The 18,057-nt window shown below is 72.4% G+C and carries 15 protein-coding genes; 5 read left to right on the plus strand and 10 right to left on the minus strand.

The genetic code is table 11. The features are described from left to right. Window positions 1-98 precede the first annotated feature (98 nt). Together AC069R_RS28455 and AC069R_RS28460 are read right to left on the minus strand one after the other, a co-directional pair. The gene (locus tag AC069R_RS28455) at window positions 99-1,352 is read right to left on the minus strand and encodes an MFS transporter (RefSeq protein WP_478769632.1); all 1,254 of its coding nucleotides are present in this window, start codon (window positions 1,350-1,352) and stop codon (window positions 99-101) included. Then, entirely contained in the window at window positions 1,349-2,665 is a 1,317-nt protein-coding gene (locus tag AC069R_RS28460) for a GH1 family beta-glucosidase (RefSeq protein ID WP_478769633.1), read from the minus strand. Before AC069R_RS28460 ends, AC069R_RS28455 begins: the two co-directional genes overlap by 4 nt. Before the next feature lie 175 nt (window positions 2,666-2,840). Between AC069R_RS28460 and AC069R_RS28465 the strand changes: the two genes are divergently transcribed. Beyond that, on the plus strand, window positions 2,841-3,857 hold the full coding sequence (locus AC069R_RS28465) for a hypothetical protein (protein ID WP_478769634.1): 1,017 nt from the start codon (window positions 2,841-2,843) through the stop codon (window positions 3,855-3,857). A gap of 13 nt (window positions 3,858-3,870) precedes the next feature. Here AC069R_RS28465 and AC069R_RS28470 read toward each other — a convergent pair whose 3' ends face one another. Continuing rightward, complete coding sequence (locus AC069R_RS28470; RefSeq protein WP_478769635.1) at window positions 3,871-4,137, minus strand: protealysin inhibitor emfourin; 267 nt, start codon at window positions 4,135-4,137, stop codon at window positions 3,871-3,873. Between the two features lie 52 nt (window positions 4,138-4,189). Beyond that, on the minus strand, window positions 4,190-5,260 hold the full coding sequence (locus AC069R_RS28475; protein ID WP_478769636.1) for a M4 family metallopeptidase: 1,071 nt from the start codon (window positions 5,258-5,260) through the stop codon (window positions 4,190-4,192). A 361-nt stretch (window positions 5,261-5,621) separates the two neighbouring features. Between AC069R_RS28475 and leuA the strand changes: the two genes are divergently transcribed. From leuA to AC069R_RS28490, 3 genes are all read left to right on the plus strand, one after another. Then, the gene (gene leuA / locus AC069R_RS28480; RefSeq protein WP_478769637.1) at window positions 5,622-7,343 is read left to right on the plus strand and encodes a 2-isopropylmalate synthase; all 1,722 of its coding nucleotides are present in this window, start codon (window positions 5,622-5,624) and stop codon (window positions 7,341-7,343) included. A gap of 183 nt (window positions 7,344-7,526) precedes the next feature. Continuing rightward, on the plus strand, window positions 7,527-8,222 hold the full coding sequence (locus AC069R_RS28485; RefSeq protein ID WP_478769638.1) for a TerB family tellurite resistance protein: 696 nt from the start codon (window positions 7,527-7,529) through the stop codon (window positions 8,220-8,222). A 112-nt stretch (window positions 8,223-8,334) separates the two neighbouring features. After that, a complete protein-coding gene (locus AC069R_RS28490; protein ID WP_478769639.1) occupies window positions 8,335-9,558 on the plus strand; it encodes a sialidase family protein in 1,224 nt (407 codons plus the stop codon). Here AC069R_RS28490 and AC069R_RS28495 read toward each other — a convergent pair. Further along, complete coding sequence (locus AC069R_RS28495) at window positions 9,525-10,145, minus strand: ScbR family autoregulator-binding transcription factor (RefSeq protein WP_478769640.1); 621 nt, start codon at window positions 10,143-10,145, stop codon at window positions 9,525-9,527. The genes AC069R_RS28490 and AC069R_RS28495 overlap by 34 nt on opposite strands. Before the next feature lie 334 nt (window positions 10,146-10,479). Here AC069R_RS28495 and AC069R_RS28500 point away from each other — a divergent pair, with 334 nt between their 5' ends. Next, the gene (locus AC069R_RS28500; RefSeq protein ID WP_478769641.1) at window positions 10,480-11,187 is read left to right on the plus strand and encodes an HAD family hydrolase; all 708 of its coding nucleotides are present in this window, start codon (window positions 10,480-10,482) and stop codon (window positions 11,185-11,187) included. 83 nt (window positions 11,188-11,270) lie between these two features. Here the strand turns inward: AC069R_RS28500 and AC069R_RS28505 are convergent, their stop codons facing one another. From AC069R_RS28505 to AC069R_RS28525, 5 genes are all read right to left on the minus strand, one after another. Then, window positions 11,271-12,197 carry a dihydrodipicolinate synthase family protein gene (locus AC069R_RS28505; RefSeq protein ID WP_478769642.1) on the minus strand — a complete coding sequence of 309 codons (927 nt, stop codon included), beginning with the start codon at window positions 12,195-12,197 and terminating at the stop codon, window positions 11,271-11,273. Beyond that, window positions 12,194-13,216 (minus strand): oligopeptide/dipeptide ABC transporter ATP-binding protein, encoded by a 1,023-nt coding sequence (locus AC069R_RS28510; RefSeq protein WP_478769643.1) that lies wholly within the window; start codon window positions 13,214-13,216, stop codon window positions 12,194-12,196. Before AC069R_RS28510 ends, AC069R_RS28505 begins: the two co-directional genes overlap by 4 nt. Before the next feature lie 190 nt (window positions 13,217-13,406). Next, the gene (locus tag AC069R_RS28515) at window positions 13,407-15,365 is read right to left on the minus strand and encodes a dipeptide/oligopeptide/nickel ABC transporter permease/ATP-binding protein (protein WP_478769644.1); all 1,959 of its coding nucleotides are present in this window, start codon (window positions 15,363-15,365) and stop codon (window positions 13,407-13,409) included. After that, the gene (locus tag AC069R_RS28520; RefSeq protein WP_478769645.1) at window positions 15,365-16,321 is read right to left on the minus strand and encodes an ABC transporter permease; all 957 of its coding nucleotides are present in this window, start codon (window positions 16,319-16,321) and stop codon (window positions 15,365-15,367) included. The genes AC069R_RS28515 and AC069R_RS28520 overlap by 1 nt, the downstream gene beginning before the upstream one ends. A 4-nt stretch (window positions 16,322-16,325) precedes the next feature. Beyond that, window positions 16,326-17,960 (minus strand): ABC transporter substrate-binding protein, encoded by a 1,635-nt coding sequence (locus tag AC069R_RS28525; RefSeq protein WP_478769646.1) that lies wholly within the window; start codon window positions 17,958-17,960, stop codon window positions 16,326-16,328. Window positions 17,961-18,057: the final 97 nt, after the last annotated feature.

Raw genomic sequence — 18,057 nt, forward strand, 5'->3', positions numbered from 1 at the left:
ACACCGAACCGGAAGGCCCTCACCTGTTCAAGATCCCTCAGCCGAGACCTGGCTCACCCGTCCACAACCTCCCCGGACAGAACACCTAGTCCACCCCCCTAGTCCACCCCCCTGATCCGCCCCACCAGCACCGCGCCCGCCAGCCCGATCGCCGCCGCGACCAGGTACAGCACCCGGTATCCGCCCAGGTACGTCACCAGGGGCGCGGCCAGGGCCGGGGCCGCGGCCTGGGGGAGGGCGTTGGCCGCGTTGAGGACGCCCAGGTCCTTGCCCCGGTCCGGGGCGTGCGGCAGGACGTCCGTCATCAGGGCGAAGTCGACGGAGGTGAAGATGCCGAAGCCGATGCCGAGGACGGCCGCCGCCGTCACCGCGCCCGGCCAGGTCCCCCAGCCCGCCAGCGCAGCCGTCGCCACCGCCATCAGCACCCCCGACCAGACCACGAACGGCTTGCGGCGGCCCGCGCGGTCGGACCACACCCCGCCGGCCACCACCGTCGCCAGCAGGGTCACGCCGTTCACCGCCGTCAGGACGAGGACGCCCCGGCCGGGATCGGGGTAGTGGACGCGGTCGCGCAGGTAGTAGAGCAGGTACAGCAGCACCAGCGCGTTGCCGAGGTTGATCAGGAAGCGGGTCAGCCAGGCCCAGCCCAGGTCGGGATACCGGCGCGGGCTCAGCCGGAAGCCCGCCAGGAACCCCCGCCAGGACCACGGCGGCCGGTCCGCGCGCGGCAGGGGGATGTCGCGGAAGAGGAGGACGTACGGCAGGACGCCCGCCGCCGCGCACACCGCGCACGCCAGGTACCCGGCGCGGATGCCGCCCGCCGCCGTCGCCAGGCCGGTGCCCGCGACCACGCCCAGGATCTGCGCCGCGCCCAACCAGCCGCCCACCGCGCCCCGTTGGCGCCTCGGCACCCGGTCCGGGACGGCCGCCGTCACCGCCGCGAAGGCCGCGTTGAGGGTGAACTGGACGAGACACCAGCCGAGCGCCATCGACCACGGCCCGCCCGCGCCCGCGAGCAGCAGCAGGGACAGCGCCCCGCCCGCCGCCCCGGCCACGATCCACGGCGTCCGGCGGCCCGCACGGGCGGTCGTACGGTCGGACAGGGCGCCGAAGACGGGGTTCGCGAGCAGGGAGACCACCGCGCCCGTGCCGGTCACCCAGGCCAGCAGGGCCTCCTTGGACATCCCGGTGCCGGGCGCGAGGGCCTTCGCCTGGGCGGCCAGCAGGATCTGGAGCGGCCCGAACCAGCCCGCCCAGATCGCCCCGTTGGCCAGCGAGAGGGCCGCCGTCCAGCCCCGGCCCACCGGCGCGGACGGCTCGGCGAGCGCGGCCGGCGGGCGGCCGGCGGTCATCTCTGCGCCCGCAGCACATCCCGGAACCAGTGGTACGACGCCTTGGGCGCCCGCTTGAGCGTCGCGTAGTCCACGTGCACCAGACCGAAGCGCCGCGCATAGCCCTCGGCCCACTCGAAGTTGTCCAGGAGGGACCACACGAAGTAACCGCGCACATCGACCCCGCCGCTCAACGCGGCGTGCAGGGCGCGGAGATGGGCGTCCAGGTAGGCGATGCGGTCCCGGTCGTCGAGGCCCTCGTACGAGCAGCCGTTCTCGGTGATGACGATCGGCGGCAGCCGGTCGCCGTAGCGCTCGCGGAAGCCGCACAGCAGCTCGGTCAGCCCCTCCGGGACCACCGGCCAGCCGAAGTCGGTCCGCGGCCGGCCCTCGATCTCCCTTATCGAGAACGGGAGTTCGGCGGGTATGGGCACGCCGCCGGACTCCGTCTCCGTACCCAGCGGGGCACCCACCCGCGTCGGCGCGTAGTAGTTGACGCCGTACCAGTCCAGGGGTTCCGCGATCACCTCCAGGTCCGCCGGGAGGTCGGCCGCGGGCATCAGCTCGCCCAAGCCGTCCGGGTAGGCGCCCAGCAGTACCGGCTCCGCGAAAAGCCGGTTCAGCAGCGTGTCGTAGAAGTCCGCCGCCGCCACGTCGGCCGGATCGGCGGAGGCCGGCCAGGTCGGGCCGTGGGAGTTGGCGATGCCGATGTCGGCCGCGCCGGCCGCGCGCAGGGCCCGTACCGCCAGGCCGTGCGCGAGGAGCTGGTGGTGGGCGACCGGGAGGGCGTCGAACAGCAGCCGCCGGCCGGGGGCGTGCACACCGAGGGCGTGGCCGAGCAGGGTGTGCTCGGCGGGCTCGTTGAGGGTGATCCACTTGCTGACCCGGTCGCCCAGGCGGGCGGCGACCACCGCCACATGGTCCGCGAACCGGGCCGCCGTGTCCCGCTCCAGCCAGTCCAGGGACGCGGGCAGATCCCAGTGGAAGAGGGTGGGCACCGGCCGGACGCCCGCCGCGCACAGCTCGTCCACCAGCCGGTCGTAGAAGTCCAGGCCGCCCGGCGAGCCGACGCGGGGCCAGGAGACGGAGAAGCGGTAGGCGTCCACGCCGAGGTGGGCGAGGAGCGCCACGTCCTCGGGGTAGCGGTGGTAGTGGTCGCAGGCCACCGCCGCCGTCGAGCCGTCCTTCACCCGGCCCGGCTCGGCGGTGAACACGTCCCACACGGAGGGCTCGCGCCGGTCGGCCGCGCCCTCGATCTGATGCGCGGAGGTCGACACGCCCCACAGGAAGCCGGCCGGGAACCGGGGGAGCGGAGTGCCTGTGTCAGCAGCCATGGCCGGATCATCCGTACCGCCGGTAACGAAGTCAACGCCCGCGCGCGGACCGGCAGCCGTGCGCCCGTGGACGGGTCAACGCCCGTGCGCCCAGCGGCTCAAGGGGTCGCCGGGTGTGGGCCGCATGGCCCAATCCACTGGCATTCGCCGCCCGGTCGTTCCGAAACTGAACCGTATGACAGTCCATCAGCTGACCACCAGGCCGCGCGCACGGCTGCTCACCGTGCTCGCGGCGTGTCTGTTCGTCCTGCTGGGCGGCGTGCCCGGCGCGCTCGCCGACACCCGCCGCGGCAAGGCGTCCACCGACTGCATCTCCACCCCGGCCGAGTACAAGGCCGCCTGGGACGCCCGCCAGGTGCGCTGCGTGTCCCCGGCCCTGTTCGGCACCACCCACACCCGCGGCGACACCACCCTCTACCCGAGCGGCTTCTGGTACGCGTGGGCGGGCTCCAACACCAACCTGGAGCGCTACCTCCAGCTGCGCAGCCGGTACGGCGACCAGCCCCCGAAGACCGGCATCGGCGTGCTGTCCTTCGTCGGCTATCCGGGCCTCGACACCTGGGACACGCCGACCGATCTCGCCGTCTACACCCTGCCGTCCGGGGTCCGCGCCCAAGTCCCGGCGTTCGAGACCTGGTTCCGGCTGCTGGACGAGAAGTTCGGCCACACGGACGCCTATCCGCTCGCCGCCCAGCGGGACCTCGTGCTCGCCTACTCACGCCTCGGCCGCGGCGAGGACGTCGTCGGCGCCTTCCAGGACGTGACCGGGTGCAGGCGCGGCCGGCTCCTGGCGGGCGCGGCGCCCTCGGCGGCGATCGGGTGCAGCCGCGACTTCCTCGACGCGCTGGCCGCCGCGGGACCCTCCCCGTACGACGGCGCCTCCACGCTGGACTGCTTCGCCAACTTCCAGTCCGGCTACACCGGCCCGCGCGACGCCGCCGCCCTGCGCGGCGTCCTGTACCAGTGCCAGGACGCCGGGTTCCTCAACACCGGCGTGGGCCTCGGCTACAACACGTACGCCAACCCGTTCGTGTGCGAGCCCGCCGACGAGCAGACCGTACGACAGCGGTACACCGGGCGGGAGTTCATCCTGCCGAACGCGTCCTTCGGGCAGCTGCCGAGCCACGTCGACATCCCGCTGGACCTCGGCACCCCGAACCGGCGCGGCTTCCTCCAGCGGGGCTACTGCTGACGGAACACCCCGGCTATGCGCCCTCCTTGAGGACGCGGGAGACCAACTCCCGCTGGTCCTCGGTCAGCCGGGGATCGGCCGCGTACACCGTGCGGCCGTCCACCGTGATCTCGTAACTGAACCCGTCCGGCACACCGGCCGGCGGGATGTCCTGGCCGGACGCGAGGACGCGTCCGGCCAGCGCCTCCCACTCCTCGGCGTCGGGCCGGGCCGAGGTGTCCACCTCGGCCCGGCGCTCGAAGCCCGCGAAACCGCCCGTGCGCGTCACCTGAATCCGCATGGGTCCAGTGTCGCAGCGCGCGGACCGCCGTGGGAGGACTACCGGGTGCGCGCTAGCGCGTATGCACCCCGACCTGCTCCCACGCCTTCTGCACGGCCTCCAGTTCGTCGGCGCCGAACCGGTGGCGCGCCGCCTGAACGGTGAGCTTGGCGAAGTCGGCGAACTGCGCGTCCGACTTGAGATCGCCGCCGGTCAGCGCGTCGTACCAGACCTGTCCCGCCTTCTCCCAGGCGTGGCCGCCGAGGGCCTTGGCGGCCAGGTAGAAGGCGTGGTTGGGGATGCCGGAGTTGATGTGCACCCCGCCGTTGTCGCGGCCGGTGTGCACATAGTGCTCCATGGTCGCGGGCTGCGGGTCCTTGCCGAGGTTCGGGTCGTCGTACGCCGTGCCCGGAGCCTTCATCGAGCGCAGCGCGGTGCCGTGCACGCCCGGCGCGAGGAGGCCCGCGCCGATCAGCCAGTCGGCCTCGGCGGCGGTCTGGCCCAGCGCGTACTGCTTGATCAGCGAGCCGAAGACATCGGAGACCGACTCGTTGAGCGCGCCGGACTGGCCGAAGTACTCCAGGTTGGCGGTGTGCTGGGTGACGCCGTGGGTCAGCTCGTGGCCGATGACGTCGACCGGGATGGTGAAGTCGAGGAAGACCTTTCCGTCGCCGTCGCCGAACACCATCTGCTCGCCGTTCCAGAAGGCGTTGTCGTAGCCCTCGCCGAAGTGCACGGTGGCGTTGAGCGGCATTCCGTTGCCGTCGATGGAGTGGCGGCCGTACACCTTGAGGTACAGCTCGAAGGTGGCGCCGAGGCCGGCGTAGGCGCGGTTGACGGAGGCGTCGGAGCCGGGCTTCGAGCCCTCCTCGCGGACCTTGTCGCCGGGCAGGTCCTGGGAGTGGTGGGTGTCGTAGATGGTGCGGTGCGGCTGGTCGGCGGCGGCGCCCTCGGGCGGTGCGGCGGCGGTCGCACCGATCACGGTGGTCAGCCGGCGCCGGGTGCGCTGATAGGCGTCGTGTTCCAGGGAGCGGCGTGCGGGTGCCGACACATCCGGGTCCTGGGCCTGGGAGAGCTGGTCGAGGACGTGCGGCGGCACGATGGTGCAGAAGACGGGCCCGAGGGCCCCGTTCCTCGTCGTCATGACACGACCATCGCACTGAGTGACGCCAAAGTCACTACTCGCAACCATGATTGGTGAAATACCGGGACAGGGGGCGCGACGGAGCGTGACGTTGTGCTACCGCGGTGCGCCCCCTGCGTGTCGCTCCTGTGGTCTATCGAACTTTTTGTCCTGTTTGTCTCGCCGGTCCCGCATACTGGACCGCGTCCCCGCATCCTGAACCGCTCGGCTAGGCTGCGCTGCATCATGCGTTTCGTGCTGCTTCTTCTTAGCTGCCGCGGCGAGGGTCTGTAGTCGAGGCCGACTCCCTCCCCGCGGAGCTCGGCGTCGCGTCGTCGGCCGTCCACTCGGACATCCGGACCCCCTTGAGGAGCCACGCACCATGGCCAACCGCCAGCAGCCCAGTTCCATGCCGATCCACAAGTACGGCCGTTACGACCAGGTGGACATCCCCGACCGCACCTGGCCCGACCAGCGGATCACCGTAGCCCCCCGCTGGCTCTCCACCGACCTGCGCGACGGCAACCAGGCCCTGATCGACCCGATGTCGCCCGAGCGCAAGCGCCGGATGTTCGACCAGCTGGTCACGATGGGCTACAAGGAGATCGAGGTCGGCTTCCCCGCCTCCGGCCAGACCGACTTCGACTTCGTGCGCTCGATCATCGAGGAAGAGGGCGCGATCCCCGAGGACGTGACGATCTCCGTCCTGACCCAGGCCCGCGAGGACCTGATCGAGCGGACCGTGGAGTCCCTCAAGGGCGCGCGGCGCGCCACCGTCCACCTGTACAACGCCACCGCCCCGGTCTTCCGCCGGGTCGTCTTCCGCGGCTCCAGGGACGACATCAAGCAGATCGCCGTCGACGGCACCCGCCTGGTGATGGAGTACGCGGAGAAGCTGCTGGGCCCGGAGACCGAGTTCGGCTACCAGTACAGCCCGGAGATCTTCACCGACACCGAGCTGGACTTCGCGCTGGAGGTCTGCGAGGCGGTGATGGACGTCTACCAGCCGGGTCCGGGCCGCGAGATCATCCTCAACCTGCCCGCCACGGTGGAGCGTTCGACCCCCTCCACGCACGCGGACCGCTTCGAGTGGATGCACCGCAACCTGTCCCGCCGCGCGTACGTATGCCTGTCCGTGCACCCGCACAACGACCGCGGTACGGCGGTGGCGGCGGCCGAGCTGGCGCTGATGGCCGGCGCCGACCGTATCGAGGGCTGCCTGTTCGGGCAGGGCGAGCGCACCGGCAACGTCGACCTGGTCACTCTGGGCATGAACCTGTTCTCCCAGGGCGTCGACCCGCAGATCGACTTCTCCGACATCGACGAGATCCGCCGTACGTGGGAGTACTGCAACCAGATGGAGGTCCACCCGCGCCACCCGTACGTGGGCGACCTGGTCTACACGTCCTTCTCCGGCTCCCACCAGGACGCCATCAAGAAGGGCTTCGACGCCATGGAGGCGGACGCGCGGGCCAGGGGCGTCACGGTGGACGACCTGGAGTGGGCGGTGCCGTACCTGCCCATCGACCCCAAGGACGTCGGCCGCTCCTACGAGGCGGTCATCCGCGTCAACTCGCAGTCCGGCAAGGGCGGTGTCTCGTACGTCCTGAAGAACGACCACAAGCTGGACCTGCCGCGCCGGATGCAGATCGAGTTCTCGAAGATCATCCAGGCCAAGACGGACGCCGAGGGCGGCGAGATCACCCCGAAGGACATCTGGGCGGTCTTCCAGGACGAGTACCTGCCCAACGCCGCCAACCCCTGGGGCCGCATCCAGGTCAAAAACGGGCAGTCGACCACGGACAACGACGGCGTGGACACGCTCACCGTCGAGGCCACCGTGGACGGCGAGGACCGCGTGCTGACCGGCTCCGGCAACGGTCCGATCTCGGCCTTCTTCGACGCCCTCCAGGCCATCGGCATCGACGTACGCCTGCTGGACTACCAGGAGCACACGATGAGCGAGGGCGCCTCCGCGCAGGCCGCCTCCTACATCGAGTGCGCGATCGACGGCCAGGTCCTGTGGGGCATCGGCATCGACGCGAACACGACGCGTGCCTCGCTGAAGGCGGTCGTCTCCGCCGTCAACCGCGCCACCCGCTGACCCACCCCCACCGGGGGTTTCGAGGCTCCGGCCGCCGCAGAGGGCGGCCGGAGCCTCGTCGATTCCCGGCCATAGGGCCGGACAGGTCACGGATCGGTCTCGTCCGGGGTACTGACTCCGCCGCGCGATGTGGCTAACATCACGCCAGCGCGGCGATGGTGCCGTGCTCTAGGGAGGTGCGACGTGCTGCCGGTAAGGGGACGAGACGACCGTGCCACCAGGGCCCTGCGCGTCCTGGGCACCCGCACCGCGTGGACACCCGTCGGCGACGGCGAGTTCTACTGCCCCGGCTGCGGGGGCGACCGCAACTACCAGCGGCTCACCGGACGCCGCCGGCTCACCCTGCTCGGGGTGCCGGTGCTGCCGCGCGGGTCCACCGGGCCCGTCGTGGAGTGCGCCGCCTGCGGCCGCCACTACGGCACCGACGTCCTGGACCACCCCACCACCCGCCGCTTCTCCGCGATGCTCCGCGACGGCGTGCACACCGTCGCCCTCGCCGTCCTCGCCGCGGGCGGCACCGGCTCCCGCGCGTCCCTGGAGACGGCCTGCGCCGCGGTCCGCGCGGGCGGCGTCGACGACTGCACCGAGGAGCAGCTCGCCGCCCTGGTCGACGCCCTGGCCGCCGACACCGGGCGACTCCTGGGCGCACCCTGCGGGAGCGGTCTGACGATAGAGCTGCACGAGGCGCTGGACCCGCTCGCCCCGCACCTCGCCCCGGCCGGGCGCGAGGCCCTGCTCCTGAAGGGCGCCCACATCGCCCTCGCCGACGGCCCCTACAGCCCCGCCGAACGCGACGCCCTGACCACGGTCGGCGCGGCCCTGACGCTCCCGGCCGAGGACGTGACCCGGCTCCTGGAGGCGGCCCGCACCCCGTCCTGACCCCGACGGCCGTGCACACCCCGTCCCGACCCTCGGCGGCCGTCCCGTCGGCTCCCGCTGATTAACTCGAACGGAGTAGTGGTGTGCGCCCCTACCGGGGCAGCATCAGGGCGTGACTCCGCCGCGCCGCACCGTACTCACCAGCCTCACCCTCCTCGCCGCCCTCGCGGCGGCCCCGCACCCCGCCGCCGCGAGGCCCCTGGACTCCGCGCCGGGCTGCGCCTCTTCCCGGCCGTACGTCTCCGGGCAGGGCGGGTACGCCGCCTACCGCATCCCCGCCGTGGTCCGCACCCCGCGCGGCACCGTGCTCGCTTTCGCCGAGGGCCGGCGCGACGGCTCCGGCGACAGCGGGGACATCGACGTGGTGCTGCGCCGCTCCACCGACGGCGGCTGCACCTGGGGCCCGCTCACCGTGGTGGCCGCGGGCGACGGGAACACCCGCGGCAACCCGGCGCCCGTCATCGATCCGCACACCGGCGCCATTGTCCTCGTGACCTGCGGAAACGCCGGAGACGTGACCGAGGACCAGATCATGCGGGGCCAGGTCACGGCCGACCGGGGCCGCCGGGTCCATGTGCAGCGCAGCTCGGACGACGGCCGTACCTTCACCGCGCCCCGTGACATCACGGCCGAGGTGAAACGGCCCGACTGGCGCTGGTACGCCACCGGCCCCGGCCATGCCGTCGCCTTCACCCGCGGCCCGCACGCCGGACGCCTCCTCGTGCCCGCCAACCACTCCACCACCCCGCCCAAGGGCTCCAAGGACACCGGCCGCGAGTCCCGGTACTACGCCGGCCACGCCCTCTACAGCGACGACGGCGGCCGCACCTGGCACCTCGGCTACACCGCCACCGGCCCCAGCGGGGTGGTCGACGTCAACGAGACCAGCGCCGCCCAACTCCCCGACGGACGCCTCTACTTCAGCGCCCGCGACCAGTACGGCAGCGCCCCCGGCAACCGTCTCGACACCTACTCCTCCGACGGCGGCGCCACCCTCGACCGCCCCTACGCCGCCCAGAGCACCCTGAAGGACGTACCCGTGGTCCAGGGCAGCGTGCTGCAACTCCAGGGCGCCCACGCCCCCTTGCTGTTCTCCGCGCCCTCCGTGCCCACCGCCCGCCGCGCCATGGCCGTGTGGTCCAGCACCGACGCCGGCCGCACCTTCAGCCGCCTGACCACCCTGGACGACGGCCCGGCCGCCTACTCCGACCTGGTCCAGCTCGGCACCGGCACGGTCGGCGTGCTGTACGAGACGGGCTCGTACGACGGCCTGACCTTCCGCCGGCTCACCGGGGTCGGCGCTCACTCGCCCGCCGGGGCCCCCGCCCACCGGTGAGTCGACGGATCGGCGCCGAGCGAGGGCAGGGTCAGCTGCCACCAGTCGGCGAGCCGGTCGGTGACGATGGCCGCGCCCTCCAGCGCCTCGGTGAGTGAGCACAGCCCGAAGAACGCGCGCACCAGGGTCCGGGCGGCGGGCGCGGGGCGCACGTGCTTGGCCAGGTGGCCGGCGTTGCGCGCCTCGGCGAGCAGGCGGGTCGCGGCGGCGGTCCACAGCGCGAAGGGGTCGGGCAGGGGGGCGTCGATGGTGGCGCGCTCGGCCCACAGGCGTGCGCCCGCGCGCGTCACCGGATCCTCGGCGAGGGCGCGGGCGATGTCGTAGCTGAGCGCGACGAGCCGTTCGACCGGGGGGACGGCCGCGTCCGCGTAACGCGCGGACAGCTGGGGCCAGGTGGCGAAGCGGTCCTGGACGACGGCGAGCGCGATGCCCTCCTTGCTGGCGTAGTGGAAGTAGACGGCGCCGCTGGTCCGGCCGGACCGGGCGCTTATGTCGTTGACGCTGGTGCCCGCGTATCCCTGTTCGGCGAAAAGCCGGGCGGCCGCTTCCAGAAGTGTTCTGCGGGTTGTCCTGGCCCGTTCCTGCAACGTTCCGCCTGCCCTCGCTCGGCATGTCCGACGGCCAAGAATGTAGTGCGCCCGCGTACGCCGGGAGCAAACAGGAATCACACTCGCGCGGTAATTACGTATTTCTTTCGAGGGCCAACGCGAGCGGGTGGTAAGGGGGGCGTTTCCCCCGTCCCATACACCCTGGGCGGCACGGCAGTCCAGTCCCTCCATGGGGTTATTGCCTGATTTACGGGCACGAAAATATCGTAGTCGTCGCTATCTTTCCGTTTCCTGTGGAACGCCGGGAATGACGCGATTCGATGACGCGTGCGCCGCACGCCACCCCCTGTCCCTGCCACCCTAGGAGGCCACGGTGACCCCTCACATCCGCCCGCTGCTCGACTGGTCGCCCGAGGCCGTCGTCTTCGACTGCGACGGCACCCTGATGGACAGCGAACGCCATTGGGTGGAGGCCCGGAATCTGGCCTTCCGGGAATTCGGCCTCCAGGCGCCGCCCGGCTTCGCCGAGCGGGCCAAGGGCATGCACTACGAGGAGTGCGGCCGTCTGATGGCCGACTCGGTGCACAAACCCGAGCTGGCGGCCGGTCTGACCGGAGCGCTCCTCGACCACTTCCTGGAGCTGGTCACCGACGACCCGGTCACCATGCCGGGCGCCGTCCAGCTCGTGCGGACGCTGTCCGGGCGGGTGCCGCTGGCGGTGGCCAGCAACTGCCCGATGGTCGTGGTCGAGGGCAGCCTCGAACGGGCCGGGCTGCGCACCCACTTCCAGCACATCGTCGTCCCCGAGAGCGGGGGCTCCGTACGGCCCAAACCCTGGCCGGACGTGTACCTCCTCGCGGCCCGTCTGTGCGGGGCGCCCCCGCTCAGGGCGCTCGCCGTCGAGGACTCGCTGACCGGGGTGGAGTCCGCCCACCGCGCCGGGCTGCGGGTGCTCGGGGTCGGCCCCCGCCCCGCCGGGGACGGCGCGAAACGGGCCGACCTGTGGGTACCGTCGCTGCGCGAACCGGAAGTGCTCACCTGGGCCCAGACCCGCGTCACCGGGGAACCGGAACGGGACTGAGGCGGGGCGGACACGGGTCCGGGCTCCGCCGACCCCGGCGCGGGACGAACGCGACAGCCCCGCCGATCTCCGGCGCGGGAGGGCTACAACAGCCCCGCCGAGGCGAGGAACTTGGCGACCTTCTCCGTCTCCTCGCCCGACAGCGGCACCTGCGGCTCCGCGGTGACCGGGCAGTCGATCACGCCCCGCAGATGCAGGGCGGCCTTGAACGCGCCCAGCGCCGAGGAGCTGCCGCCCATCCGCGCCGGATCGCCCGCCCCGGTCAGCCCGAACAGCGCGCACAGCCGGTCCTGTTCGGCCCGCGCCCCCTCCCAGTCGCCCGCCCGGCACTGCCGGTAGAGCCGGACATACCCGTGCGGATCGACATTGGCGAGCCCCGGCACCGCCCCGTCCGCGCCCAGCGCCAGCGCGGCGTCGGCGATCAGCTCGGAGCCGGTCAGCACGGCGAAGCCGGGGTGGGCGCGGGCCCCGGTGACCAGCTCCCGGAAGGCCGCCAGATCCCCGCTGGAGTCCTTGATCCCCGCCAGCACCCCGTCCCCGGCGAGCCCCAGCACCAGCTCGGGGGGCAGCTTGGTGTGCACGGCGACCGGGATGTCGTAGGTGATCACCGGCACCGGGCTCAGGGCCGCGATCCGGCGGTAGTGGTGGACGATCTCCGAGGGGTGGGTGCGGGCGTAGAACGGCGCGGTGACCACGATCGCCTCCGCGCCCGCCGCCGTCGCCGCGCGCACCTGGTCCAGGACCCTCGGGGTGGTCATGTCGATCACCCCGGCCAGCACCGGCAGCTGCCCGCCCACGTGCCCCGCGACCGCCTCCACCACCCGGCGCCGCTGGGCGTCCGTGAGGAACGCCGCCTCCGAGGTCGAGCCGAGCACGAACAGCCCGTGCACCCCCGCGCCCACCAGGTGGTCCACCAGCCGCAGCAGCGAGGGCACATCGACCTCGCGCTCGGGCGTCAGGGGCGTGCAGACGGGCGGGACGACTCCGGTGAGCGGGGCGGGGAAGGTCATTCACGGCTCCTGCGGGTGAGGTCGCGGGTCGACAGGTCCTCCTCCACAGGATGGTGACAGCGGTAGCGGTGCGCCGGGTGTGACGCGGCCGAGAAGTCCGGCATCACCTGTGCGCACACCGCGTCCGCCCGCCGGCAGCGGGTACGGAAGGGGCAGCCGCTCGGCGGCCGGGTCGCCGACGGCACCGGGCCGGCCAGCGGGATCGGGTCGAGGGGGTGCAGCAGTCCGGGGGTGGCCGAGAACAGGACGCGGGTGTACGGGTGCCGGGCCCGGTCGGTCACCCGGTCCGCCGGGGTCTCCTCCACGATCCGGCCCAGGTACATGGTGACCAACCGGTCGCTCATCCGCCGTACCGTCTGGATGTCGTGCGAGACGAACACCAGCGCGAGGCCGAGCCGGTCCTTCAGATCGAGCAGCAGATTGAGGATCTGCGCGCGCACCGAGACGTCCAGCGCACTGGTCGGCTCGTCGGCGACCACCAGCGCCGGGTCCAGGGCGAGCGCGCGGGCGATGGCGACGCGCTGCCGCTGGCCGCCGGACAACTGGCCGGGCAGCGCGTCCGCGAGCCCCCGGTGCAGCCCGACCAGACCCATCAACTCCCGCACGCGTTCCTCCCGTTGGCTCCGGGTGCCGCGCTCGTGCACGTCCAGCGGGTCGCGCAGGATGCGGCGCACGGTCAGCCGCCGGTTCAGGGCCGTGGCCGGGTCCTGGAAGATCATGCCGGTGCCCGCGCCGACCGTGGCCCGCCGCTCGGCGCCGGGCATCGCCCACAGGTCCCGCCCCCGGAACGCCACCGTCCCCGCGACCGGCCGCTCCACCCCGACCAGCACCTTCGCCAGCGTCGACTTCCCGCACCCCGACTCGCCGACGACGCCCACCGTCTCACCGGGCGCCACCACGAGATCGGCACCGGTCAGCGCGTACACCCGGTCGCGGGCGAACAGGCCCCCGCCGCGCGCCCGGTGCACCACGTGCGCACCCCGCACCTCCACCAGCGGCGCTGCCGCCGTGCCGTTCACTGGACGGCCTCTTCGCTGCCGGGCGGGGTGGGGTGGTGGCGGGTGGCCGTGTGCCGGGTGGGGTTGGTGCGGGCTGGGGTCTGTGTGCGGTGGGTTTCGCCGGTCGGTGTGTGTGCTCGCTCTCGCGGGAACCGGCCCTCGGTGTGTGCTCCGCGCCTGGGCCAGGGGGGTGCGGCTTTGGTCGCGACCTTCACTGGACGGCCTCCTCGCTGCCGGCCGGGGCGGGGTGGTGGCAGGCCGCCAGGTGAGCGGCGGTGCCTGTGAGGACCGGTGCCTGCGTGCGGCACACCTCGCTCGCCAGCGGGCACCGCCCGGCGAACCGGCAGCCCGGCGGGAAGTCGGCGGGGGCCGGTACGACGCCCCGGATCTGGGTCAGCCGCCGTTCGGCGGACTCCAGCGAGAGCACGCTGCCGAGCAGCCCGCGCGAGTAGTGGTGGGCCGGCGCCGCCACCAGCTCGGCGGTCACCCCGCTCTCCACGATCTGCCCGCCGTACATCACCACCACCCGGTCGGTGACGTCCGCGACCAGCGCCAGATCGTGCGAGACCAGGACCAGCGCGAAGCCCAGTTCCGCGCGCAGCCGCAACAGCAACTCCATCACCTGGGCCTGCACGGTGACGTCCAGCGCGGTCGTCGGCTCGTCGGCGACGATCAGGCCCGGATCGCGGGACAGGGCCATGGCGATCAGCACCCGCTGCCGCTGCCCGCCGGACAGCTCGTGCGGATAGCTGCGCAGGGTGCGCTCGGGATCGAGCCCGACCAGGGCCAGCAGCTCGGCCGGGCTACGGCGCCCACCGCGTCGTACCAGCTGTCCGAGCTGGGTGCGGATGGTCATGGCCGGGTTCAGCGAGGACAGGGCGTCCTGGTAGACCATGGCCATCTCGTGGCCGAGCAACTTCCGCCGGGCGCACGCCGGTTCGGCGAGCAGATCGCGCCCCCGGAAGCGGACCTGGCCGCGCACCCGCGCGCCGGGCGGCTGGAGCCCCATGACGGTGAGCGCGGTCAGCGACTTCCCGCACCCCGACTCGCCGACCAGGCCCAGCACCTCGCCGGGGTACACCTCGAAGCCGATCCCGGCGACGATGTCCACGCCCCGGTGCCGGCCGGGAAAGCCGATGGCCAGGTTCTCCACGGCGAGCACGGGCGGCCCGGTGCGGTCCGGGAGCGGCCGGGCGCGGGAGCGCAGCCTCCGGGCGGCCTCGGCGAGACCGGGCAGCGGCAGCACGTCACCCGGACTCACCTGCCCGCCGCTCTCCTCGGCCGCCTCGACCTCCCTGGGCGCCGGCGCGGCCCACGCGTCCGCGACGCCCTCGGAGAGGATGTTCAGCGACAGCACGGTCAGCAGGATCAGCAGCCCCGGAAAGACCGTCGCCCACCAGCCCCCGGTCAGCACCATGTTCTTGCCGTCCGCGATGACGCTGCCCCACGACGGGTCCGGGGGCCGCACCCCCGCCCCGATGAAGGACAGCGACGCCTCGAACACGATCGCCTCGGCGACCTGCACGGTGCAGAACACCAGCACCGGGGCGGCGCAGTTGACGGCCACGTGGCGCAGCACGATGTGCGGGGTGCGGGCGCCGATCACCCGTTCCGCCGTGACGTAGTCCTCGCCGTACTGGTCGAGCACGTTCGCCCGTACGACCCGTGCCACCGGCGGGGTGAACAGGAAGGCGATGGCGCAGATCAGTACGCCGATGCCGCCCCCGAACACCGCGACCAGTACGGCCGCGAGCGCGATCCCCGGAAACGCCATCACCACGTCCAGGCAGCGCATCAGCGTCTCGTCCACGGCCCTGCGCGAGGTCGCCGCGACCGCTCCGAGCACCGCCCCGGCGACCAGGGCGAGACCGGTGGCCCCCAGCCCGATCGCCAGCGACCACCGGGCGCCGTACATCAGCCGGCTGAGGATGTCCCGGCCGAGGCTGTCCTGCCCCATCCAGTGCGCGGCGGACGGATGCCCGGTGCCGCCCACCGGGTCCTGCTGGTCGAGCGGGTCGTCGGGGGCGAGCAGGGGCGCGAGGAGGGCGACGAGGACGACGAGGGCGAGGAAACAGACGGCGAGCCTGGACAGCGGCGGCAGCCTCCGCCAGCCGGGCAGCCGCAGACCGGGCCGGGACAGGCGCGCGGCGAGCTGGGCGCGGGTCGCCATCAGGCCGCCCGCAGCCGGGGGTTGACCAGCAGGTACAGGATGTCGATGACGAGGTTGACGACGACGAACCCGGTCGCCGTGGTCAGGACGACCCCCTGGACCACCGCGGGATCGCCGTTCTGTACGGCGTCGATCATCAGCTTTCCCATCCCCGGCAGCGAGAAGATCGTCTCGATCACGACGGCACCGCCCAGCAGATAGCCGACCCGCAGGCCGAGCACGGTCAGCGGGTTGACCAGGGCGTTTCTGAGAACGTTGCGCCCGACGACGACTCGGGGCGGCAGCCCGCCGCCGATCGCGGTGCGCACGTAGTCCTTGTCCAGCTCCTCCACCACCGAGGTGCGTACGATCCGGGTGAGCTGGGCGGCGACCGGCAGGGACAGCGCGACGGCGGGCAGCGCCATGGTCCGCAGCCAGCCGGTGACGGAGTCCGCCGGGTTGATGTAGCCGCCGGTCGGGAACCAGGCCCGGTCCACGGCCAGGTACCGGATCATCAGCAGCGCCAGCCAGAAGCCGGGCGCGGCGACGCCGACCAGCGAGAGCACCCGGATGGCCTGGTCCGGGAAGCGGTCCCGGTACACGGCGGCGGTCACCCCGCCCGCGAGCGCCAGCACCACCGCGAAGGCGAGTCCCAGGAAGGTGAGTTGGAGCGTGAGGGGCAGCGCGGTGGTGACCTGGCCGGCGACGGGGGCGCGGGTGAGCGCGCTGGTGCCGAGGTCGCCGTGCAGCAGGGCGCCGACGAAGTGGACGTAGCGCAGGGGCAGCGGGTCCAGCAGGCCGTTGCGCTCCCGGAACTCGTGCAGTTGCCGCGGGGTCGGGTTGGCGCCCTGGAAGAACGCGGAGGCCGGGTCGACGTCCGAGAACCGCATCACCAGGAACACGAAGAGGACGATCCCCAGCAGCAGCGGTACCAGCAGGGCGATCCGGCGCAGCAGGACGCGGACGACGGCCGTCATCCGGTCAGACCCACTTGGCCTGGAGCAGGTTGATCCCCGGATACGGCTGCGCCCTTATCCCGGCGAGCAGGCGCGGGTCCCAGGCGGTCATCAGCTCGTTGTGGACGACCGGGTAGAGCACGGCCTGTTCGGCGACGACGTCGATGTAGTCCTGGACCATCGCCTTCTTCCGCCGGGGATCCGGCTCGCGGGTGGCGCGGTCCATGTCCTGGAAGAGTCGTCTGGCGACGGGGTGGCCGGCCCAGCGGGTGTACCCCATCCAGAGGTTCTGCGGACCGTAGTTGTAGTGCATGATCAGGTCGGCGTCGAGCCCGAACTGGTTCGGGTTGGAGGCCGCGGCGACCACCTGGTAGTCCTGCCGCTGATCCATCTTGGTGAAGACGGCGGTGGTCTCCTGCGGCGCCAGGGTGGTGCGGACGCCGATCGCGTCCCAGGACGCCTTGATGGTCGGCAGGCAGTCCACGATCCAACTGACGTTCACCGCGAGGATGTTGATGTGCAGACCGGTGACCCCGGCGGCCTTCAGCAGCGCCTTGGCCCGGTCCGGGTCGTAGTCGTACACGGTCCTGGCCCGCCGGTACGACGGGTTGCCCTGGTCGAGGAAGGAGGTGGCCGCCTTTCCATGTCCTCTGAGTGCGACCCTGACCATCTTCTCCTTGTCGATGGCGTAGTGCAGGGCCTGGCGTACCCGGACGTCGTCGAAGGGCTTGTGCTGGGTGTCGAACATCAGGAACAGGTTGTTCATCCCGGCGCCGCCCGCGACCTTCAGCCCGCCCTGTTCGAGCCTGCCGATGTTGGCGTACGGGATGTTGTCCGCGATTTGCGCGCCCGCGTCGGTCCCGGAGATCCGCGCGACGCGGGAGGCGGCGTCCACGATGGTCAGCCAGTTCATCTTCCGGAACGCCGGCGGGCGGGGCCCGTTGTACGCGTCGAACGCCTCGAACGTCGTATTGGACTTCGGGTGGTGCGCGGTCTGCCGGTACGGCCCCGATCCCACCGCCAGCCCCTTGATCGCGTCGTCCCAGGCACCCGGCCGCTCGAACACGTGCCTGGGCATGATCTTGGCGAGGGTGAGCCGTGAGAGCCCGTCGGGGAAGGGGAACTCGAGCGCCAGCTCGACGGTGCCGGCGTCCACCTTCCGCACCCCCTTCAGCCAGCTCTCGAAGAAGCCCTTGGCGAGGGTCTGGGTCTTCGGGTCGAGGATCCGGTCGAACACGAAGACGACGTCATCGGCGGTGACGGGCTTCCCGTCGTGAAAGGTGGCGCCGGGCCGCAGCCGGAACCGCCAGGTGGTGGCGTTCGGATCCTCCGGCACCTCGGTGCCGAGCGCGGGATACGGCACCCGAGTGATCGGATCGGTGTCCAACAGCCCCTCGTAGACATGGTTGTTGGCCGCCATCGAGAACGCCGACGCCGTCTGTGCCGGATCCCAGCTCCCGTCGTTGCCGTACCCGATCACGGCGGTGAGCGTCCGGTCCTTGCCGCTGCCGCCGCTCCCGGTGTCGTTCGTGGACTGCGGCCCGGCGGAACAGGCCCCGAGCACGGCCGGCAGCGCGGCGGCCACCCCGAACGCCCCGGCACCCCTGAGCAGCGCCCGCCGACCCGGCGCCGGCACATCACGGATCACGTCGTCACGCACGGGTCCTCCAGCAACGTCGGGGAGGCGGAAAGAGGTACGACGTCCTACGTCCGGTTCGCTCAGCGTGACCATAAAAGCACCCATAGGGGCGGTCAAG

The organism is Streptomyces sp. NPDC043952, assembly GCF_056435325.1.